General features: G+C 64.3%; 16 protein-coding genes and 1 pseudogene. 10 read left to right on the top strand and 7 right to left on the bottom strand.

The genetic code is table 11. The annotated features are described in order from the left end of the window. The first annotated feature begins 152 nt into the window (after positions 1–152). The gene (locus tag LJY18_RS21620) at positions 153–1,058 is read left to right on the top strand and encodes a F510_1955 family glycosylhydrolase (protein ID WP_238044361.1); all 906 of its coding nucleotides are present in this window, start codon (positions 153–155) and stop codon (positions 1,056–1,058) included. A gap of 242 nt (positions 1,059–1,300) precedes the next feature. Here the strand turns inward: LJY18_RS21620 and LJY18_RS21625 are convergent, their stop codons facing one another. Beyond that, the gene (locus LJY18_RS21625) at positions 1,301–1,759 is read right to left on the bottom strand and encodes a hypothetical protein (protein WP_238044362.1); all 459 of its coding nucleotides are present in this window, start codon (positions 1,757–1,759) and stop codon (positions 1,301–1,303) included. A 541-nt stretch (positions 1,760–2,300) separates the two neighbouring features. After that, positions 2,301–3,218 carry a transcriptional regulator MetR gene (gene metR, locus LJY18_RS21630; RefSeq protein WP_238044363.1) on the bottom strand — a complete coding sequence of 306 codons (918 nt, stop codon included), beginning with the start codon at positions 3,216–3,218 and terminating at the stop codon, positions 2,301–2,303. A 139-nt stretch (positions 3,219–3,357) separates the two neighbouring features. Between metR and metE the strand changes: the two genes are divergently transcribed. Beyond that, positions 3,358–5,649: a 5-methyltetrahydropteroyltriglutamate--homocysteine S-methyltransferase gene (gene metE, locus LJY18_RS21635; RefSeq protein WP_238044364.1), complete on the top strand. Its 2,292-nt coding sequence runs from the start codon at positions 3,358–3,360 to the stop codon at positions 5,647–5,649. A gap of 103 nt (positions 5,650–5,752) precedes the next feature. Here the strand turns inward: metE and LJY18_RS21640 are convergent, their stop codons facing one another. Next, positions 5,753–6,667 (bottom strand): LysR family transcriptional regulator, encoded by a 915-nt coding sequence (locus LJY18_RS21640; RefSeq protein ID WP_238044365.1) that lies wholly within the window; start codon positions 6,665–6,667, stop codon positions 5,753–5,755. Between the two features lie 156 nt (positions 6,668–6,823). Here LJY18_RS21640 and speB point away from each other — a divergent pair, with 156 nt between their 5' ends. From speB to LJY18_RS21670, 6 genes are all read left to right on the top strand, one after another. Then, on the top strand, positions 6,824–7,810 hold the full coding sequence (gene speB, locus LJY18_RS21645; RefSeq protein WP_238044366.1) for an agmatinase: 987 nt from the start codon (positions 6,824–6,826) through the stop codon (positions 7,808–7,810). Between the two features lie 2 nt (positions 7,811–7,812). Then, the gene (locus tag LJY18_RS21650; protein WP_238044367.1) at positions 7,813–9,321 is read left to right on the top strand and encodes an aldehyde dehydrogenase family protein; all 1,509 of its coding nucleotides are present in this window, start codon (positions 7,813–7,815) and stop codon (positions 9,319–9,321) included. Between the two features lie 95 nt (positions 9,322–9,416). After that, complete coding sequence (locus tag LJY18_RS21655; RefSeq protein WP_238044369.1) at positions 9,417–9,590, top strand: hypothetical protein; 174 nt, start codon at positions 9,417–9,419, stop codon at positions 9,588–9,590. Positions 9,591–9,593: 3 nt separating this feature from the next. Then, positions 9,594–11,075, top strand: coding sequence for a purine-cytosine permease family protein (locus LJY18_RS21660; protein ID WP_238044371.1), 1,482 nt, complete (start codon positions 9,594–9,596; stop codon positions 11,073–11,075). Then, positions 11,068–12,753 (top strand): choline dehydrogenase, encoded by a 1,686-nt coding sequence (gene betA, locus LJY18_RS21665; protein ID WP_238044373.1) that lies wholly within the window; start codon positions 11,068–11,070, stop codon positions 12,751–12,753. The genes LJY18_RS21660 and betA overlap by 8 nt, the downstream gene beginning before the upstream one ends. A gap of 221 nt (positions 12,754–12,974) precedes the next feature. Further along, positions 12,975–13,964, top strand: a complete 990-nt coding sequence (locus tag LJY18_RS21670; RefSeq protein ID WP_238044375.1) for an alpha/beta fold hydrolase — start codon at positions 12,975–12,977, stop codon at positions 13,962–13,964. Between the two features lie 198 nt (positions 13,965–14,162). Here LJY18_RS21670 and glpD read toward each other — a convergent pair whose 3' ends face one another. Next, entirely contained in the window at positions 14,163–15,704 is a 1,542-nt protein-coding gene (gene glpD / locus LJY18_RS21675; protein WP_238044377.1) for a glycerol-3-phosphate dehydrogenase, read from the bottom strand. Positions 15,705–15,894: 190 nt separating this feature from the next. Next, on the bottom strand, positions 15,895–16,653 hold the full coding sequence (locus LJY18_RS21680) for a DeoR/GlpR family DNA-binding transcription regulator (RefSeq protein WP_238044379.1): 759 nt from the start codon (positions 16,651–16,653) through the stop codon (positions 15,895–15,897). A 97-nt stretch (positions 16,654–16,750) separates the two neighbouring features. Between LJY18_RS21680 and ybaK the strand changes: the two genes are divergently transcribed. Then, positions 16,751–17,221: a Cys-tRNA(Pro) deacylase gene (gene ybaK, locus LJY18_RS21685; RefSeq protein WP_238044382.1), complete on the top strand. Its 471-nt coding sequence runs from the start codon at positions 16,751–16,753 to the stop codon at positions 17,219–17,221. Between the two features lie 98 nt (positions 17,222–17,319). Then, the gene (gene glpK / locus LJY18_RS21690) at positions 17,320–18,807 is read left to right on the top strand and encodes a glycerol kinase GlpK (RefSeq protein ID WP_238044384.1); all 1,488 of its coding nucleotides are present in this window, start codon (positions 17,320–17,322) and stop codon (positions 18,805–18,807) included. Positions 18,808–18,968: 161 nt separating this feature from the next. On the opposite strand, the gene LJY18_RS21695 is transcribed toward glpK, so the two are convergent. Continuing rightward, positions 18,969–19,751 carry a type IV pili methyl-accepting chemotaxis transducer N-terminal domain-containing protein gene (locus LJY18_RS21695; protein WP_238044386.1) on the bottom strand — a complete coding sequence of 261 codons (783 nt, stop codon included), beginning with the start codon at positions 19,749–19,751 and terminating at the stop codon, positions 18,969–18,971. A 221-nt stretch (positions 19,752–19,972) separates the two neighbouring features. Then, positions 19,973–20,165, bottom strand: a pseudogene (locus LJY18_RS21700) (alginate export family protein); the annotation flags it as partial.

Genomic DNA, 20,165 nt, shown 5'->3' on the forward strand with positions numbered 1-20,165 from the left:
AGTCAGTGATGTGACTCAAACCATGGGTAACTGTGCCTGCCATCCTCCCGTTGCTCCTTTGGTTTGGAGGTTGGCCCTAGGCGCCTGGATCAGGCGCCTCTTTTTTGAAAGAGGCCTTGGCACAGATGGCCCCCTCACTTGGAGAATCGATGATGCCCCTGACACCCCTACTACGCGGCGCAGCCAGACTCGGGCTGCTGGCCGCCCTCGCCAGCCTCGCCGCCTGCGGCGACCCCGCAGTCAGCCTGACGCATGTGCACGGCCTGGCCTACAGTGAAGACGGCCAGCGCCTGATGATCCCCAGCCACCATGGCTTGGCCCTCTACAGCGAGAAAGGCTGGAGCAAGGCTTCTGGGCCGCAGCACGACTACATGGGGTTTGCCGCGACACGTCGGGCGATCTACAGCAGTGGTCACCCGGAACCTGGCAGCGATCTGGTCAATCCGTTCGGCGTGATCAAGAGCAGCGATGGAGGGCGCACGTGGCAGCCACTGAGCCTACAGGGCGAGTCGGATTTTCACCTGATGGCTAGCGGTTTCGATAGCGCCACCCTCTATGTCTACAACACTCGGCCGAATTCGCGGATGAGCACCCCAGGCTTGTATTACAGCCGCAACGATGGCACCAATTGGCAGCGCGCAACCGCCCAGGGTATTGGCGATGCGCCGACCGCACTGGCGGTGCATCCGAGCGACAGCCGGGTGGTCGCGGTGGCGACCGGCGCCGGCCTGTACCTGTCGCGCGATGCGGGTCAACGCTTCAGGGTGGTCATCGAAGGCGAACAGGTTGTGAGCGCCACTTTCAGCCTCGACGGCAGCAGCCTATGGTTCGGCAGTTACGGCGACGCGGCCAAGCTATCCAGACTGGATCTGCGGACTCGCGAAGTCACCGCGCTCGGCGTGCCCGAGCTGGACGAGGATGCCGTCGCCTATCTTGCACAGAACCCGGCGCAGCCAACGGAATGGGCGATGGCGACCTTCAAGCGTGACGTCTATCTGTCAAAGGATGCCGGCACGACCTGGCGCGCGATCGCCAAGGCCGGCCAGCCGCTGGAGTGAGAGCTTGTGAGAAAACGCTTGCCTGCTGCCTGTAGGCCGAGTGAAACCCGCCAAGGCAGAGAGCAGAGCGAGGCCCGGCAGGTTGCACCCGCCCTGCGCCTGTCCGCAATCCCGGAGCCTGGATAAACCCTGGCGCAATCCGGGAGGGTGGCAATCCCGGATTGCGCTGCGCTTATCCAGGCTGCGAAAAGCGTAACGCCCAAGGCCGCGAGAGCATCGCGGCCTTGGGCGCAATACCAGGCTTATTGGCCGTTCGGCACGGACTGGCTTTCCAGCATCTGCTCCATCATCTGCATCATGTTCTGCATATTCTGATGCATGTCCCGCAGGCACTGCTGCTGCATGGGCGCATCCTTGGCCAGCGGGCATTGGCTCTGCTGCATGCGCTGGTTCATCATGCCCATCTGCGAGCGCAGGGCCTGGCGGTGTTCGCTGCGGATCTTCTGCCGCTGCTGGGGATCATTGGTGTTGTGCAGTTGCCGCATCATCTCCTGCATCTGCGACCAGTCCATCATGCCCATGCCTTGCCCCATTCCTTGGCCCTGGCCCATACCCATACCCATGCCCTGGCCCATGGGCATGTCCTGCTCATTGTGTGCCAGCATCTCGGAGTGGCTTGCGTCCTTGGCAAAGGCCGGGCTGGTCAGCAATGCGCTGGTCAGGGCGATGGCGGTCAGGGTCTTGTAGGTACGAGTATTCATGGTGGTGCTCCGGTTCGGTTTCAATAAGTCTCGCGGATGCTGCTCAAAGCGGTCAGTCGAGCAGCAGGGAATTGGCGAACAGCGCCAGCGAACTGTCGTTCACGCCGATCAGTTGCATTTTGCGCAGCACGTTGCGCGCGGTCTTGCCCTGTTAATCCAGAGCATTCACTGGCCGGACAGGTCAGCGGGGCCGACCTGGCATTCTCGGATCCAGCGGGGATGCCCACGCGGGTCGACTGGCCGGCCTTGCTCGCCCAAGCCATTGAGTACCTGCAACTCGCTCCGCGCTCCCAGATCCTGGCCACGTTTACGCTACTGTTGTGATTAAAGCTCAGGGATAGCCAGGCGCTATTGATCCAGATCATGCGCGTGGGGAGGGAACCCTGGGGGCGACGGTACGCGCGGGCCAGCGGGCGAGGGGCCGGATGCCTGGCGAAGGGTGTGCCAGGTGCAGTGAGGAGGCCGCGCACGTTGCTGCGGCGGCGCGGTGCACCTGGCCGGTTTGCGGCTGTCGGGCTTGCTGCGCGACAGTCGGCGTACGTCAGCGTGCCACGCTGACCCCTTCCAGATTGGCGAAGGAGGTGTCCTTGGCAGTGAGCAGGAAGTCGCGCATAAAGGGCGAATCGAGCATGTCGGTGCGGATCCCGGCGTAGAGGGTGGCGAACAGGCCCTTGTCGCCCAGGCGCTTGGCCGTCACGTAGCCGCGCGAGCTGTATTCGTGCAGCGCCCAGTTGGGCAGGCCGCAGACGCCGCGGCCGCTGGCCACCAGTTGCATCATCATCACCGTCAGTTCCGAGGTGCGCACCTGGGCCGGCTCGACGTCGGCCGGTTCGAGGAAGCGGGTGAAGATGTCCAGGCGGTCGCGCTCCACCGGGTAGGTGATCAGGGTCTCGCTGGCCAGGTCATCGGGGACTATGTAGGGCTTGGCAGCCAGAGGGTGCTGGTTGGCCACGGCGAGCATGGCCTCGTAGGTGAACAGCGGCACATAGGTGATCCCGGCCAGCTCCAGCGGGTCGCTGGTCACCACCAGGTCGAGGTCGCCACGGGCCAGGGCCGGTAGCGGGGCGAAGGAGAAGCCCGAGGCCAGGTCCAGCTCCACCTCCGGCCAGGCATCGCGGAACTGGTCGATGGTCGGCATCAGCCACTGGAAGCAGCTGTGGCATTCGATGGCCATGTGCAGGCGTCCGGCAGTGCCGCCGGCCAGGCGCGCCAGATCACGCTCGGCGCCGCGCAGTAGCGGCAGCACCTCATCGGTCAATTGCAGCAAACGCAGCCCGGCACTGGTGAAGCGCACCGGCTTGGTCTTGCGCACGAACAGCGGCATGCCGAGACGCTCCTCCAGCTCCTTGAACTGGTGCGAGAGCGCCGACTGAGTCAGGTGCAGGCGCTCGGCGGCGTCGACCAGGCTTTCGCTTTCGCGCAGGGCGTGCAGGGTTTTCAGGTGGCGCAATTCGAGCATGGGGGCCTCGGCGGAAGGGTAGGGCGGATGCAGTCACCCTACATGAGTAAAACTATAGTTCAAGACGAAAATGTTGAGTTTGCCTCACGATGACGGGCTGCAGACAATACTCAGCATCATTTGTATGGAGAGTTTTGCCATGGCCCTGTCCCATTCCCTGGGTTTTCCGCGTATCGGCGGCGACCGTGAATTGAAGAAAGCCCTGGAGGCCCACTGGCAGGGCGAGCTGGACGAAGCCGGCCTGCGCGCGGTCGGACGCCAGTTGCGCGCCGATCATTGGCAGCTGCAGAAAGATGCCGGTATCGAGTTGCTGCCGGTCGGCGATTTCGCCTGGTACGACCAGGTCCTTGCCCATTCGCTGGCCTTCGGCGTGATCCCCGAGCGCTTCCGTCCGGCAAATGGCCAGCCGAGCCTGGATACCCTGTTCGCCATGGCGCGGGGGGCCAGCCAGGGTTGCTGCGGTGGCGGCGCCCATGCCCAGGAACTGACCAAATGGTTCGATACCAACTACCACTACCTAGTCCCGGAATTCAGTGCCGACCAGCAGTTCCAGCTGAGCTGGGAGCAGCTGTTCGAGGAAGTCGCCGAGGCACATGCCCTCGGGCACAGCGTCAAGCCGGTGCTGATCGGCCCGCTGACCTACCTGTGGCTGGGCAAGGTCAAGGGCGGCGAGTTTGATCGTCTTGACCTGCTTGAGCGTCTGCTGCCGGTCTACGGTGAAATCCTGCAGCGCTTGGCGGCCCAGGGCGTGGAGTGGGTGCAGATCGACGAACCAATTTTGGTGCTGGACTTGCCGCAAGACTGGAAGAACGCCTTCGAACGGGCCTACAACTTGCTGCAGCGCGAGCCGGGCAAGAAGCTGATTGCCACCTATTTTGCCGGCCTGGAAGACAACCTCGGCCTGGCCGCCAACCTGCCGGTCGACGGTCTGCATATCGACCTGGTGCGTGCCCCCGAGCAGTTCCCGAGCATTCTCGATCGCCTGCCGGCCTACAAGGTGCTGTCGCTGGGCGTGGTCAACGGCCGCAACGTCTGGCGCAACGATCTGCAGCAGACCCTGGCCATCCTGCAGCAGGCCCAAGAACGTCTGGGTCAGCGCCTGTGGGTGGCTCCAAGCTGCTCGCTGTTGCACAGCCCGGTGGACCTGAGCCGTGAAGACCACCTGGACGCCGAGCTGAAAAGCTGGCTGGCCTTTGCCGTGCAGAAGTGCGAGGAAGTCGCCCTGCTGACCCGCGCCCTGAATGACCCGCAGAGCGCCGAGGTGCAGGCTACGTTGGCGCAGAGCGAGACTGTGCAGGCCAGTCGCGCCAGCTCGCCGCGTATTCACAAACCGGCGGTGCAGGCACGTCTGGCCGCCATCACGGCGGCCGACAGCCAGCGCCTTTCGCCGTTCGCCGCGCGCATCGAACAGCAGCGCGCACGCTTGCAACTGCCGGTACTGCCGACCACCACCATCGGCTCCTTCCCGCAGACACCGGCGATCCGCCTGGCGCGCCAGGCGTTCAAGCAGGGCAAGCTGGCACCGGCCGATTACACCGAGGCCATGCACGGCGAAATCCGCCACGCCGTTGCCGTGCAGGAAAACCTCGGGCTGGACGTGCTGGTGCACGGCGAGGCCGAGCGCAATGACATGGTCGAATACTTCGCCGAGCAGCTCGACGGCTATGCCTTCACCCGCTTCGGCTGGGTGCAGAGCTACGGCTCGCGCTGCGTCAAACCGGCAGTGATCTATGGCGACCTGAGTCGGCCGCGAGCGATGACGGTGGAGTGGAGCCGCTACGCCCAGACGCTCACCAGCAAGGTGATGAAAGGCATGCTCACCGGCCCGGTAACCATGCTGATGTGGTCGTTCCCGCGTGAGGACATTGGCCGCGAGCAGCAGGCGCGGCAGCTGGCGCTGGCGATCCGCGACGAGGTACAGGACCTTGAAGCCGCCGGGATCAAGATCATTCAGATCGACGAGGCGGCGTTCCGCGAAGGCCTGCCGTTGCGCCAGGCGCACTGGCAGGGCTACCTGGACTGGGCGACCGAGGCCTTCCGCCTGTGCGCCTCGGGCGTGCGCGACGCAACGCAGATCCACACCCACATGTGCTACAGCGAGTTCAACGACGTGATCGAGTCCATCGCCGCGATGGACGCCGACGTCATCACCATCGAGACCTCGCGCTCGGACATGCAGTTGCTGCAGGCCTTCGAGGCCTTCGATTACCCCAACGACATCGGCCCGGGGGTCTACGACATCCACTCGCCGCGGGTACCGGACAGCAGTGAGATGGTCAAGCTGCTGCGCAAGGCGGTGCAACGCATCCCCGCCGAACGTCTGTGGGTCAACCCGGACTGCGGCCTGAAAACCCGCGCCTGGGCTGAAACTGAAGCGGCGCTGGTGAATATGGTCGCCGCCGCGCGTCAGTTGCGCGGCGAGCTGGCCTGAGAGGCACCGGGCGAGCAGCCGAAGGCGACCCTAGGGTCGCCTTCGGCCTATATGGACCAGGCCACATTGCCCGCCGTCCGGCGCCAGGACGCTGGTGCGCCGCTCAGGGGTGGGTGCCGGTGCGCGAACAGGCGGCGAGGTCTTCGAGGAAGGCCTGGAGAATCGGCGGCGGGGCCACTCCGCGCCGGCTGATCCGGTCGAATGGCGACATCAACTGCAGTTGCGGCGCTGCCAGTTGGCGCATTTCGCCGTTCTTGACCCAGGGTGCGGCGAAATGCATGGGCAGGAAGCCCAGGTAAGCCCCGGAGATGATCAGGATGGCCAGCGCCTCGATGTTGTCCACCGTCGCCGCCGCCTTGCTCACCCCCAGCTGTTCCAGGTCGTATTGCTGCATGTAACCCCTGGCGACTATGCGGCTCGCGCCAACTTCCTTGAGCAGTTCGGCCCCCTTGGCCTGGCTGCCGTAGAGCGGATGGCGGCGACCGCAATACAGCGCCAGGGCTTCCTGGTACAGCGCCGAGTAGGACAGGCCGGGCACGTGGATGGGGAAATGGCCGGCAGCCAGATGCAGGCGGCCATCGAGTACGCGTTCTTCCAGCTCCGCGGGAGCGCCGACATAGACGTTGAGGTGGACGTCGTGGCCCCTGGAGACGAACCGCTGAGTGGCGCGTGGTATCGGCGAATCGGGGTCGGTAATGGTGCTGTCGATGATGCCCAGGTTGAGCTGGCCGCTGATGTGCTGTTTGAGCACGTCGGCATCCGCGCAGAAGTTCTCGACTGCCGAGAGCAGACGCAGGGACGCCTCATGGATTGCCACACCTTGTTCGGTCAGCTGGAAGCCACTGCGCCCGCGTTGGCACAGCTTGACCCCGAGCCGGGTCTCCAGATGGGCCATCTGCTCGCTGATGGTCGACTGACCGGCATTCAGCGCCGCCTGGGCAGCGGAAAACCCTCCGCATTTGACGATGGTGGCGAAGACCCTGAGCAGTTTCAGGTCGACATCGTGCAGTTGAATCACTCAAGTCTCCTTCCTTCGAGATACATCGGAATCGACGATATGAGTATCTGATGTGCAGTATTTTTTCCACCTAAAACTGCGCCCATAGTCATTGCAACGGCGAACGCTGACAAGGTTTGCCCATTGTCAAAACAACAAGAGTGGAGATGCCTGAAGATGTCGAACAATAGTTACGAGTCCGGCCGCTTGAACTTGCCATTCGTCGGTCATTGCACCTTCGCCAAATCCCCGGTGTGCACCGACTGGGATGCGTTGAATGCCGATGTGGCGATTCTCGGCGCGCCCAATGACATGGGCACCCAATGGCGTTCCGGCGCACGCTTCGGACCGCGTGGCATTCGCGAGGCCTCCACGCTGTTTTCCTTCGGTCACGCCGGTGCTTACGACCACGAGGACGACGTGATGTACCTGACCGCGGAAGACGTGCGCATGGTCGACGTCGGTGACGCCGACATCGTGCATACCGATATGGTCACGAGCAACGCCAACACCGAGTACGCCGTGCGCAAGATCCTCGAGGCAGGCGCCATGCCGGTGGTGCTGGGTGGCGATCACTCGGTGCACGCGCCGGTGATCAAGGCCTTCGAGGGGCGCGGGCCTATCCATATCATTCACTTCGATGCGCACCTGGACTTCGTCGACGAGCGCCATGGCGTGCGCTATGGCCACGGCAACCCGCTGCGCCGCGCTTCGGAGATGAACCATATCGTCGGCATGACCCAGATGGGTATCCGCAACGTGTCCTCCTCCAACCGCGCCGACTACGACGCGGCGCGCGGTGCCGGCTCGCATATCTTGTCGGTCCGCGATGTGCGCCGCCTCGGCGCGCAAGGCGTGCTGGAGCTGATTCCCAGCGGCGTGCCCTACTACATCACCATCGACATCGACGGCTTCGACCCGTCCATCGCGCCAGGTACCGGCACCCCGAGTCACGGCGGTTTCCTCTACTACGAAGTGCTGGAAATTATCCAGGCACTGGCCAAGCGCAGCCAGGGCAATATCGTCGGCATGGACCTGGTCGAGGTGGCGCCGGTATATGACCCCAGCGGGATGACCTCGATCCTCGCTGCGCAACTGCTGCTCAACAGTATCGGCTTCATCTTTCACGAGCGCGCCCAGGCCCGCGCCACTCAGGAGGCATAACCATGGACAGCATCGTTAAACAGTACCTGCAGCAGTTCGGTATCTCCGAAGCCACCCAGGCGTTTCTGGCCAAGGCGCAGAAGATGTTCATCGGCGGCGCCTGGGTCGAGGCCAGCGACGGTCAGAGCGCCGAGGTCATCGAGCCCTCGACCGAAGGCTCGCTCACCCGCATTCCCATGGGCACAACGGCGGATCTGGATCGCGCCGTGGCGGCCGCCCGCACGCAGTTCGACGGCGGCGCCTGGCGCCTGCTCAAGCCGCTGGAGCGTGAGCGCTTACTGCATCGTCTGGCCGACCTGATTGAAACCAATGCCGCCGAACTGGCCGAGATCGAATCTATCGACGTGGGCAAGTCGGTGGCCCAGGCGCGCGATGTGGACATCCAGGGCACCATCGACACTTTCCGCTACTTCGCCGGCTGGGCCAGCAAGATTCACGGGCGTACCGTCGAGCCGTCGCTGCCGGGCAACTACCTGGCCTATACGCGCAAGGAGCCGGTAGGCGTGGTCGGGGTCATCGTGCCGTGGAACTTCCCGCTGCAGACCATGGCCTGGAAGCTCGGCGCGGCCCTGGCGGTTGGCTGCACCGTGGTGGTCAAACCGGCCGAGCTGACCTCGCTGTCGGCACTACGTTTCGCCGAGCTGGTGCAGCAGGCTGGCATCCCCGACGGCGTGGTCAACATCGTCAGCGGGCGCGGTAGCGTGGTCGGCGCGGCCATGGCCAGCCATCCGGGTATCGACAAGCTCAGTTTCACTGGTTCGACCCCGGTTGGTTGCACCGTGGGCAAGGCGGCCCTGGACCAGATGAAGCGCCTGACCCTGGAGTTGGGCGGCAAATCGCCGGTCATCGTGCTGGACGATGCCGACATCCCGGCCGCTGCCCAGGCGGTGGCCAACGGGGTGTTCTTCAACTCCGGGCAGGTCTGCGACGCCGGCACTCGCGCCTATATTCATCGCAGCATCTATGAGCAGTTCCTAGCCGAGCTGATTGCCTACACCCGCAGCCTGAAGTTGGCTCCGGGCCTGGACCCCGACTGCTTTATCGGTCCGCTGGTATCCCCGCAGCAGCAAGCGCGGGTGCTGGACTACATCGAAACCGGCAAGCGCGAGGGCGCTGAGCTGGTGTACGGCGGCGAGCCTGTCGAAGGCCCCGGTTACTTTGTGCAGCCGACCATCTTCGCTCATTGTCGCAACGACATGCGCATCGTCCAGGAGGAGATCTTCGGCCCGGTGCTGGTCACCGCGCCGTTCGACGACGACGAGGAGGCGCTACGCCTGGCCAATGACTCGCTGTATGGCTTGGCTGCGGCGCTTTACTCCAACGATCTTGGCCGCGTGCATGGGCTGATCCCGCGGCTGCGTGCCGGCTCGGTGTACGTCAACGCCCACAGCACCATCGATCCGGCCATGCCATTCGGCGGCTACAAACAGTCCGGCTTCGGCAAGGACCTGGGCGCCGAGCAACTCGAACACCTGCTGGAGACCAAGGCGGTGTGGATCACCTTGCCATGAACTAACGAAAGGATCAGACCACCGGCATGACGCCAAGCGTCATGCCGGGACGCATCGGGTAGCCAATAACAAGAGCCATACGAGGTTATGTCCAGATGAACAGTCAAGCCGAAAGCGTACGTGCGCAAGACCTGGAACGACGCATCCGCGTCTATGAGGAGATGGAGCAAGCCAACCACTGGCCGGGGGCCTTGAGCGCCGTCGACTACATCGCAATCACCCTGATGACGCTGGTGCTGGTGACCGGCTTCTACCTCTGGGGGTACTGATTTATGACCATGTCAGATAAGGTTGATCTCAGCCAAGAGGCTGAACGCGGTGATACCCCCTTGCTGCCCAACGAGCGCATGTGGGGCTTCTGGGAGTTCACTTACGCCAACTCGGCCCTGGCCATCGCCACCTGGGCCTTCCTCATCGGCGGCGCCACCGCGCTGTTCGTCGGCGTCACCGAAGGCATCGCCGCCATCGTCATCGGTAACATCATCGGCGTAGTGCTGGCGAGCTTCTCCACCTGCGTACCCTGCGGCAAATACGGCACCGAGCAGTTCACCTTCCTGCGCAGCATGTTTGGCAGCAACGGCAGCCGCCTGGTCTATTTGCTGGCGGTGGTGGGCCTGACCATGGGCTGGCTGGCGGTGTTGGGGCTGATGTTCGGTCGCTCGATCGACGGCCTGACCGGCCTGCTGAACGAGCATGAAGCGCAGCCGACTGGGACGCTGGTGATGGTCGCGAGCCTCTTCGCCATCCTCCTGACCGGTTTCGTGGTCGCCAGGGGGCCCACCTCGATCAAGTGGTTCAACACCCTGGTCGCGCCAGCGCTGGTGCTGATCATGGGCGCGATGCTCTACCTGATCCTCAGCGAGCGTAGCTTCGCCGAACTGCTGGCCCTGCCGGCCCTGGACGCGCCCTTCGCCGACAAGCGGGTCAACTTCATGATCGCGGTGGAGATCAACATGGCAGCGGGCTTCTCCTGGTGGCCCTACGTTGGCAACCTGGCGCGCCTGACCAAGAACCAGCGCACTGCGTTCTGGCCGAACCTCATCGGCATCTTCGGCGCCGCGGTGTTGGGCGAGGTGGTCGGCATGACGGCAGCCGCCGCGTTGGGCGACAGTGATCCAACCATCTGGATGACCCATATCGGTGGCCTGGTATTCGGTGTCATCGCCCTCGGTTTCGTCGCCTTCGCCAACGTCACCAGCATGATCAACATTCTCTACACCTCGATCGTCGGCCTGCGCCAGGTCGTCGGTAAACAGTTGCAGGCGGTGAAGTGGGAACTGCTGGTGGCGTTGTTCTGTGTGATACCGCTGATCATCGTCATGGTCGCCCCCGGCATCTACGACGGCTTCTTCATCTTCCTGGTGTGGACTTCGGCGCTGAATAGCGCGCTCGCCGGGATCGGCATCGCCGAGTACTTCTTCCTGCGTAAGCAACGGATGAACCTGCGCCATCTGTACGCGCCTGAGCAGCAATCGCCGTACCACTACTGGAAAGGCTTCAATCCGATCGCACTGCTGGCACTGGTAGTTGGCTTCGTTGTCTATGTGGCGCTGTGGAATCCGCAGACGCTGGACCACACCACGCTGTTCACCTTCATCTCCGCTTCGCTGCCGGGCTGTGTGATCGCCGGTCTCGCCCACTACCTGCTGACCCGTGTATTCGCCACTCGACTGGGTTGGGGCGCCTACGCGCCGCGCGGCAGTGCCAAGCCCACTTCCCTGGATCTCAATGCAGAGGGCTTGAGCAATGACTAAGCGATACGACTACATCATCATCGGTGCCGGCTCGGCCGGCTGCGTGTTGGCCAACCGCCTGAGCGAGGACTCCGACACCTCGGTGCTGGTCCTGGAATTCGGCGGCAGCGACCGCAGCGTACTGATCCAGATGCCCAGCGCTTTCTCCATCCCGATGAACACCAAGAAGTACAACTGGCGTTATGAGACCGAGCCGGAGCCCGGTCTCGACGGTCGGCGTGTGCATTGCCCGCGGGGCAAGGTGCTCGGCGGCTCCTCGTCGATCAATGGCCTGGTGTATATCCGTGGCCACGCCTATGACTTCGACGAGTGGGAAGAGCTTGGCGCGCGCGGCTGGGGCTATCGCCACTGCCTGCCGTACTTCCGCCGCGCCGAGCACTACGAGGCCGGCGGCGATGCCTACCGCGGTGATAGCGGGCCGTTGCACACCAACAACGGCAACCACATGCGCAATCCTTTGTACGGCGCCTGGGTCGAGGCCGGTGCGGAGGCCGGCTACATCAAGACCGCCGACTGCAACGGCTACATGCAGGAAGGTTTCGGCGCCATGCACATGACCATCAAGGACGGGGTGCGCTGCTCCACCGCCAACGCCTACCTGCGTCCGGCCATGGGCCGGGCTAATTTGACGGTGGTGACCCAGGCCATGACCCGGCGGATCATCCTCGACGGCAAACGCGCGGTGGGAATCGAATACGACCACGGCGGGCGCACCCAGCAGGTTTTCTGTAATCGCGAGATCCTCCTGGCAGGCGGGCCGATCGGCTCGCCGCATTTGCTGCAGCGCTCGGGCATCGGTCCGGCGGCGGTACTGAATCAGGCCGGGGTGGCGCTGCAGCACGAACTGCCTGGGGTTGGGGAAAACCTGCAGGATCACGCGGAGGTGTACATCCAGTTCGGCTGCAAGCAACCGCTGACCCTCAACAGCAAGATGGACCCACTGAGCAAGCTGCTGATCGGCCTGCGCTGGCTGCTGTTCAAGGACGGCCTGGGCGCCACCAACCATTTCGAGGCTGGCGGCTTCATCCGTTCCGAGGAGGGGCTGCGCTGGCCGGATATTCAGTTCCACTTCCTCCCGGCGGCGATGCGCTACGACGGCAAGAAGCCGATCAAAGGCCACGGCTTCATGGTGCTTACCGGGCCGAACAAACCCAAGAGTCGCGGTCATGTTCGGCTTCGTTCGGCCGACCCCTACGAGCATCCGCGCATCCAGTTCAACTACCTGCAGCGCGAGGAAGACCGCGAGGGCTTCCGCCGCTGCGTGCGCCTGACCCGCGAGATCATCGGCCAGCCGGCGATGGACGCCTTCCGCGACGGCGAGATCGCGCCGGGACCATCCGTGCAGAGCGACGCGGAGATCGACGCCTTCGTTCGCGAGAACCTGGAGAGTACCTACCATCCCTGCGGTAGCTGCCGCATGGGCGAGGACGAGCTGGCGGTGGTCGACTCCGAGCTGCGCGTGCGCGGCCTCGAGGGACTGCGGGTGATCGACTCCTCGGTGTTCCCCACCGAGCCCAACGGCAACCTCAACGCGCCAACCATCATGCTCGCCGAGCGTGCGTCCGATCTGCTGCGCGGGCGCGGCATGCTACCGGCTGCGGATGTGGAGGTCGGTCTGGCCGAACACTGGCAGGCTCGGCAGCGCAGCAAGGAGCCGGTGCGCAAGGTGTGTGTCTGACTGCGGTCGGTCAGCTGATTTCTGGAACGAGCGGGCTTCTGCTAGAGGGTTAGCAGGTTGACCGACAGCCAATGTCGGCCAACCTAGGCGAACAGGGTCGATTGTTTTTCGCCTACGACCGCTCGGCACAATTCATCAAATTGTCATGCTTGTGTGGCAGCGCGCTTGCCTGAATGTCAGCAAACTCACGTCTCAATGGGGTTCTGCGTTCTGGTGTTTGCATGCGTGTGTTAATTGTTCTTGCCGTACTCCTTTGCGGTTTGCCTGTTTTGGCCAGCGAGCGCTGCGATGTGCAGGTGCCGACCTTCAAGGTCGAGCTGGGCGCGGTGCGCCTGGCTTATCAAAGCATCGGCCGCGCCAGCGATCCGGCGTTGCTGATGGTCATGGGTCTCGGTGGGCAGTTGATCCACTGGCCGGACGAGGTGGTCGCGCGCCTGTGCGAGCAAGGCTTCCGGGTGATCCGCTTCGATAACCGCGATGCCGGCCTGAGCACCTGGGTTCAGGCGGCGCCGCCGGCCAATCTCGTCTACGAGGCGCTGCGCTATCGGGTCGGTCTGTCGGTGTCGGCGCCGTACCGGCTGCGCGACATGGCCGGCGATGCCCTCGGCCTGATGGATGCCCTCGGCGTGCGCCGCTTCCATGTGCTCGGTGCCAGCATGGGCGGGATGATTGCCCAGCACCTGGCCGAACTGGCCCCCGAGCGGGTGCAGAGCCTAACCCTGATCATGACCAGCTCCGGCGCCCAGGGCCTGCCGGCGCCTAGCCCGGCCTTGCTGGCCTTGCTCGCCGAGCGCGAGGCGCCAAGCCGCGAGCAGGCACTCGAACAGCAGGCGGATCTGCTCGCCGCCCTAGGCAGCCCATTGGTCAGAGACGATCGCCAGGCGCTCCTGCAACAGGCCGAGATCGCCTACGACCGTGCCTTCAAGCCGGAGGGTGTCGAGCGCCAGTTGCTGGCGATCCTCGCCGAACCCAGTCGGGTCGAGCTGCTCAACCGTCTGCGCGTGCCGACTCTGGTGGTGCACGGCACCGCCGATCCGCTGTTGCCGGCGATGCACGGCGTGCATGTGGCCGCGCATATCCAGGGCAGCGAGCTGAAGCTGATTCCCGGCCTGGCCCATCGGTTCCAGGAGGCATTCAAGGAACCGCTGCTGGCGGCGGTGTTGCCGTATTTGCGCGCGCATCGTCAGGATGGGCATTGGGCGCAGTTGTAGTGCGGGGCTGGGCAAGGGACGGTTGAGCCGGCGATCTGTTCCCCGGGACTGGGCGCGCGCGATGCCAGCCTGTCTCAGCCACGGCGGACTGCGCGCGTCGCGGCCTCTCGGTCCGCCCGTTCATCAGCGGCAAAAAAAGCCCCGCGTCTCGGGCGATCGGCGGGGCGAAGGGAACTGTAATCCGCGGAGTGCAGGCAATCAGTTGGCGTGGGCATCTTCCGGGCTGTGCGGCCCATGCACGCACAGGTAGCGGGTCAGGCGCGCCTGTTGTGAGGGCGTCATGAACAAGCCCAGCTTGGTCCGCCGCCAGAGGATATCGGCTGGTTGCATGGCCCATTCGTACTGGCACAGGTAATCCACTTCGCGCGCATACAGGCCGCCACCCAGGTGTTCGCCGAGGTCGCTCTGCTGATGCACGCCGTCGAGCAGCAGCCAGCTGCGGCTGCCATAGCAACTGGCCCAGCGCCGGGCGAGCGTGGTCGGCAGCCAGCCGTAGGCGGCGCACAGGGCTTCGACCATGGCACTTTGGCTCTCCAGATTTTCCGCGCCGGGAAGCAGGGCGGTGGCGGTCCAGCGCGGCTTCATCTTCGGGAAGTGCGGCGCCAACTGCTCCAGCGCCGACTCCGCCAGTTTGCGATAGGTGGTCAGCTTGCCGCCGAACACCGAGAGCAACGGCGCCTCGCCCGGTTGGCCGGACAGGGCCAGGGTGTAGTCGCGGGTGACGGCGGAAGGTTCGTCGGATTCGTCGTCGCACAGTGGCCGTACCCCGGCGAAACTGTGCAGGATGTCGTCGCGGCTCAGTTGCCGTTTGAAGTGGGCGTTGACCACCTGCAGCAGGTACGCGGTTTCCTCATCGCTGATCGCCACCTTGGCCGGGTCGCCGGTGTATTCGCGGTCGGTGGTACCAATCATGGTGAAGCGGTCGAGGTAGGGGATGGCGAAGACGATGCGGCGGTCTTCGTTTTGCAGGATGTAGGCTTGGTCACCGTCGAACAGCTTCGGCACGATGATATGGCTGCCCTGGATCAGGCGAATGCCATAGGGCGACTCCTGCTTGAGATCCTCACGGATAAAACGTGCCACCCAGGGGCCGGCGGCGTTGACCAGGGCGCGGGCGCGAATCGAGAACAGGCTGCCATCGGCGCGTTCCAGGTGGATATGCCACAGGCCCTTGCTGCGCCGCGCGCTGGTGCAACGGGTGCGGGTGTGCACATGGGCGCCCTGTTCGCGCGCGGCCATGGCGTTGAGCACCACCAGACGGGCGTCGTCGACCCAGCAGTCGGAATATTCGAACCCGCGGGTGATCTCGGCCTTCAGCGGGCTGCCCGCGCCGAAGCTCAGGCTGCGCGAGCCCGGCAGCTTCTCGCGCTTGCCCAGGTGGTCGTAGAGGAACAGGCCGGCGCGAATCATCCAGGCCGGGCGCAAGTGCGGACGGTGCGGCAGGATGAATCGCAGCGGCTTGACGATATGCGGTGCCTTGGCCAGCAGCACTTCGCGTTCGGCCAAGGCTTCACGTACCAGGCGGAATTCGTAATGTTCGAGGTAGCGCAGGCCACCGTGGATCAGCTTGCTGCTGGCCGAGGAGGTGTGTGCGGCCAGGTCGTCCTTTTCGCAAAGGAACACCGACAGGCCGCGACCGGCCGCATCGGCAGCGATGCCGACGCCATTGATGCCGCCGCCCACGACCGCCAGATCATAGACTTCGGCGAGAGGGGCAGTGTGGTTGGGGAACGTAGGCATGGCAGCACCGTAAAGTCGAAAGTGAACTTATTGATGTTCAGTTTCGAAAATATGCTAGTCGAATATGTCCGGCCACGCCAGCCCCTTACGCGCTTTCGGGCCAAGCGGTCGTTAAGGGGTCTCGGGATGGGTTGCCGTGCTCGGGGCTGTCAACATGTCGAGCGCAGTCGGCGAGCGTCTTCAGGGCTGCTCAGACCAGCTCCAGGTGCACCTTGTTCTCGGCCAGCAGGCGGCTGATCGCCGCAGAAGGCGCGGCGTCGGTGAATACGCGGTCGACCAGGGTGATCGAGCCCAGACGGACCACGGCATTGCGGCCGAACTTGCTAGAGTCGGCGGCGAGAAAGACTTGCCGCGCGTTGTCGATGATGGCCTGGGAAACCCGCACTTCTTGGTAGTCGAAGTCGAGCAGGCTGCCGTCCTCATCGATGCCGCTGATACCGACCAGGGCGAAGTCGACTCTGAATTGCTTGATGAAATCCACCGTCGACTGGCCGACCACGCCGCCATCGCTGCGCACCGTGCCGCCTGCCAGCAGAACCTCGAAATCCGCCCGGGTGCTGAGCTGGGCGGCGACGTGCAGATTGTTGGTGATGACCTTCAAGCCCTTGCGTTTGAGCAGCTCGCGGGCAATCGCTTCGGTGGTGGTGCCGATGTTGATGAACACCGAGGCGTGGTCGGGGATGTGCGCGGCGATGGCCTCGGCAATGCGCTGCTTTTCCTCGCGCATCTGTCCGGCGCGCATGGCGTAGGCGGTGTTCTGGGTGCTCGAGGCTTCGCTGGCGGCGCCACCATGGGTGCGGCGCAGTAGGCCCTGTTCGGCCAGCTGATTGATGTCGCGGCGGATGGTCTGCGGGGTGACGGCAAACGCCTGGGCCAGTTCGTCGATACTGACGTAGCCGCGTTCGCGGGCGAGGTTGAGAATGTCGTGTTGGCGCGGTGCCAGGGTCATGGTGGCGATCCTTGTTGTGCACGGCATTATAGGCTGTCGTTCGGCAAATTTTCGGCTAAGGTACGCAGACTTCATCAGATTGTTTTCACATTCGAACATGACGCCTGCCATCGACCTGCTGAAAAAAGCCCAGGCTGCGCACCGGGTGCACAGTTACAGCCATGATCCCAAGGCCGCATCCTATGGCCTGGAGGCGGCGGAAAAGCTCAATCTCGAGCCGGCCCGGGTGTTCAAGACCCTACTCGCCGCCACTGAAAAAGGCGAGTTGCTGGTGGCCGTGGTGCCGGTGGCCGGCAGCCTCGACCTGAAAGCCCTGGCCCAGGCCGCCGCGGTGAAGAAGGCCGACATGGCCGACCCCGCTGCAGCGCAACGCGCCACCGGCTATCTGCTCGGCGGGATCAGTCCGCTGGGGCAGAAGAAGCGTCTGCGTACCTTTATCGACGCATCGGCGCAGCAGTATCCGAGCATCTTCGTCAGCGCCGGGCGGCGCGGACTGGAGGTGGAATTGGCGGCCGAGGTGCTGGCGCAACTGACCCAGGCCGGTTTCGCCGCCATTGGCCGATCATGAGCCGCCCCGGCGCTTTGCGCTGTCAGGCTTGGCCCGACACGCCCCGCGCGATACGCATTGCGCCGCAATTGCAACGACCCTAACAACAAGGAATCCGCATGTCCGATTACCTGCTCGCCATCGACCAAGGCACTACCAGCAGCCGCGCCATCGTCTTCAATGCCCAGGGCCTGCCGGTGGCGCGGGCGCAGCAGGAGTTCAAGCAGTACTTTCCGCAGGACGGCTGGGTCGAGCACGACGGCGAGGAACTCTGGCAGAGCACCCTGCAGGTGTGCCGCGCGGCACTCGAACAGGGCGGCTTCGAGGCCAGCCAGATCGCCGCCATCGGCATCACCAATCAGCGTGAGACCACCCTGGTTTGGGACGCCATAACCGGCATCCCTATCTATCCGGCCATCGTCTGGCAAGACCGGCGCACCGCCGATTATTGCGCCGAACTCAAGGCGGCCGGCCATGAGGCGGCAGTGGCGGCCAATACCGGCTTGCTGATCGACCCCTATTTCTCCGGAACCAAGCTGCGCTGGATCCTCAATAACGTGGCCGACGCGCGTGAGCGGGCCGAACGTGGCGAACTGCGCTTCGGCACGGTGGACAGCTTCCTGCTGTGGCGCCTGACCGGCGGCAAGTCGCACAAAACCGACGCGACCAATGCCTCGCGCACCCTGCTGTTCAATATCCACACCCAGCAATGGGATGCGCAGATGCTTGAACTGCTGGAGATTCCGGCCAGCCTGCTGCCCGAGGTGCTGGACTGCGCCGCCGACTTCGGCACCCTCGAGGCCGACCTGCTCGGCGCGCCTATTCCGGTACTGGGCATGGCCGGCGACCAGCAGGCCGCGCTGATCGGTCAGGCCTGCTTCCAGCCGGGCATGGTCAAGAGCACCTACGGCACCGGCTGTTTCATGATCCAGAACACCGGCGCCACGCCAGTGACCTCGAAAAACCGCTTGCTCACCACCGTCGGTTACCGCCTGGATGGCAAGGTCACCTACGCGGTGGAGGGCAGTATCTTCGTCGCCGGCGCGGCGGTGCAGTGGCTGCGTGACGGCATCAAGCTGATCAGCCATGCGCGCGACAGCGAGGCCCTGGCCGAACAGACCGGCGATGCCAGCGGGGTCTACCTGGTGCCGGCGTTTACCGGCCTGGGCGCGCCTTACTGGGACCCCAAGGCGCGCGGCGCGATCTTCGGCCTGACCCGCGATACCGGGATCAAGGAGATCGTCACCGCCGGCCTGCAATCGGTCTGCTACCAGACCCGCGACCTGCTCGAGGCCATGCGCCAGGACGGCGCCGCCGAGCCCAGCGCACTGCGGGTGGATGGCGGTATGGTGGAGAACAACTGGGTCATGCAGTTTCTCGCCGACATTCTCGGGGTGCCGGTCGAGCGGCCCGAAGTCACCGAAACCACTGCCCTTGGCGTGGCCTATCTGGCCGGACTCAAGGCGGGCGTCTACCGCGACCTCGACGAGATCGCCGGGCATTGGCAGCGCCAGCAGCGCTTCGACCCACGGATGGACCCGGAGCACCGCAGCAAGCTGTACCACGGCTGGCTGGATGCCGTGCAGCGGGTACGCAGCGAGGGCTGAGGGGCGCTGTCGCCCAATCCATAGAGGACAAAGAGCCGCAGGGGCTGGGCCGGGTGGATGGATACAGCGCCACCCACCAGCCCGCAGGCCCTGTGGGTGAACCTGGGAGCTACAGGGTTGTAGCCATCCTTGCCTTTCCTCAAGAGATGCCGCCAAGCGCCTCAGGACCCCGCCAGCATCACCCCTTCATACTGGCTGGTCAGCTCATTCATTTGCCACAGCAGGGTTTCGCTGGTGGTGGCGATCACCGTCGGCACAAAGCGCGAGTCGCTGGACAGATTGAAACCGGCGCGGGTGAAGCGCCATTGCGCCTCGGCCCGCTGCAGGCCCTTGGCGATGGCCGGGGTGTTCTGTCTGGCTTGCTGCAGTTCCTGCAGGGCCTGGTCGAATTCCTCGACTGCTTGATTGAACGACTGCTCCAGGCCGGCGACCGGCAGGCGCCAGCTCATGGCCAGGTAGAGTTTGGCGATACGCTGGCTGAGCATGCGCTGGCGGCCGCTGCGGTTGACCAGGCGGGCGCTTTGCCCGCCGCTGTGGCGCTCGAGCAGTTGCACCACCTGCTCGCTCTGCGCCAGCAGTTGGTCGCTGAGTTCCAGGATCACCAGCGCCTGCTGTTTGTCCGGGTGTGACAGCGCCAGTTCGCGGTAGCGCTGCCAGGTCTTTCCGGCGTCCTCCAGGGCGCTGCGAATCTGCGCGGTGGGCGCGTATTCGCCGAGGGCCAGGTAGTTGCTCTCGAATTTGGCGATGCTCTGGTCGAGCTGCCGTTCGGCCAGGTCCGGGCGCACCTCGGCGCCGATCATCAGGTAAGTCTTGGCGATACGCTGGCTGAGCATGCGCTGCATGCCGGACAGGTTCATCGCTTCGGCGGCGTTGATCGCCGCCCGGCTCGGCGGGCTGAGCAGGACGAGACCGAACAGCAGGCCGGCAATAATGGGTTTGAGCATGGGGAAGTCTCCTTGGGGCCCGCACCGGAGACCGTCGCGGGCGCAGCAGGAAAGGCCCCGCATGCAGGCTGTGTGAAAACGTAGCGAGCGAAGGTTAGGCAAGGCAAAAACAGGCAAGGAAGCGGAGTTTACGGCTGTAAATGAGCTTTCCGAGCCTGTTTTTAACGCCGAATAACCGAGCGCAGTAGTTTTCACACCGTCTGCACAGCGGGGCCTGGCCGTCAGTAGCTATATTGCAGTTGCGCCCAGAACTTGTCGGTATCCACGGAGAACTCATCGGCATCGTAGGCGGCGTACTTGATCAGGCCGACCAGGCCCTTCACGCCGGGAATCGGGTGGGCGTAGGAGACATCAATTTCATCGCCGTACTGGCTGCTACCCCGTTCGGCGCTGAAGTCGTGGTACCAGGCCGCC

This window comes from Pseudomonas sp. MMS21 TM103 (genome assembly GCF_022132145.1).
Taxonomy (GTDB): domain Bacteria; phylum Pseudomonadota; class Gammaproteobacteria; order Pseudomonadales; family Pseudomonadaceae; genus Aquipseudomonas.

Bases quoted from the DNA above. Each gene is read 5' to 3' on its own strand.
- LJY18_RS21620 (WP_238044361.1), top strand. From the start codon at position 153: ATGCCCCTGACACCCCTACTACGCGGCGCAGCCAGACTCGGGCTGCTG.
- LJY18_RS21625 (WP_238044362.1), bottom strand. From the start codon at position 1,759: ATGAATACTCGTACCTACAAGACCCTGACCGCCATCGCCCTGACCAGC.
- metR (WP_238044363.1), bottom strand. From the start codon at position 3,218: ATGCTCGAATTGCGCCACCTGAAAACCCTGCACGCCCTGCGCGAAAGC.
- metE (WP_238044364.1), top strand. From the start codon at position 3,358: ATGGCCCTGTCCCATTCCCTGGGTTTTCCGCGTATCGGCGGCGACCGT.
- speB (WP_238044366.1), top strand. From the start codon at position 6,824: ATGTCGAACAATAGTTACGAGTCCGGCCGCTTGAACTTGCCATTCGTC.
- LJY18_RS21650 (WP_238044367.1), top strand. From the start codon at position 7,813: ATGGACAGCATCGTTAAACAGTACCTGCAGCAGTTCGGTATCTCCGAA.
- LJY18_RS21655 (WP_238044369.1), top strand. From the start codon at position 9,417: ATGAACAGTCAAGCCGAAAGCGTACGTGCGCAAGACCTGGAACGACGC.
- LJY18_RS21660 (WP_238044371.1), top strand. From the start codon at position 9,594: ATGACCATGTCAGATAAGGTTGATCTCAGCCAAGAGGCTGAACGCGGT.
- betA (WP_238044373.1), top strand. From the start codon at position 11,068: ATGACTAAGCGATACGACTACATCATCATCGGTGCCGGCTCGGCCGGC.
- LJY18_RS21670 (WP_238044375.1), top strand. From the start codon at position 12,975: ATGCGTGTGTTAATTGTTCTTGCCGTACTCCTTTGCGGTTTGCCTGTT.
- glpD (WP_238044377.1), bottom strand. From the start codon at position 15,704: ATGCCTACGTTCCCCAACCACACTGCCCCTCTCGCCGAAGTCTATGAT.
- LJY18_RS21680 (WP_238044379.1), bottom strand. From the start codon at position 16,653: ATGACCCTGGCACCGCGCCAACACGACATTCTCAACCTCGCCCGCGAA.
- ybaK (WP_238044382.1), top strand. From the start codon at position 16,751: ATGACGCCTGCCATCGACCTGCTGAAAAAAGCCCAGGCTGCGCACCGG.
- glpK (WP_238044384.1), top strand. From the start codon at position 17,320: ATGTCCGATTACCTGCTCGCCATCGACCAAGGCACTACCAGCAGCCGC.
- LJY18_RS21695 (WP_238044386.1), bottom strand. From the start codon at position 19,751: ATGCTCAAACCCATTATTGCCGGCCTGCTGTTCGGTCTCGTCCTGCTC.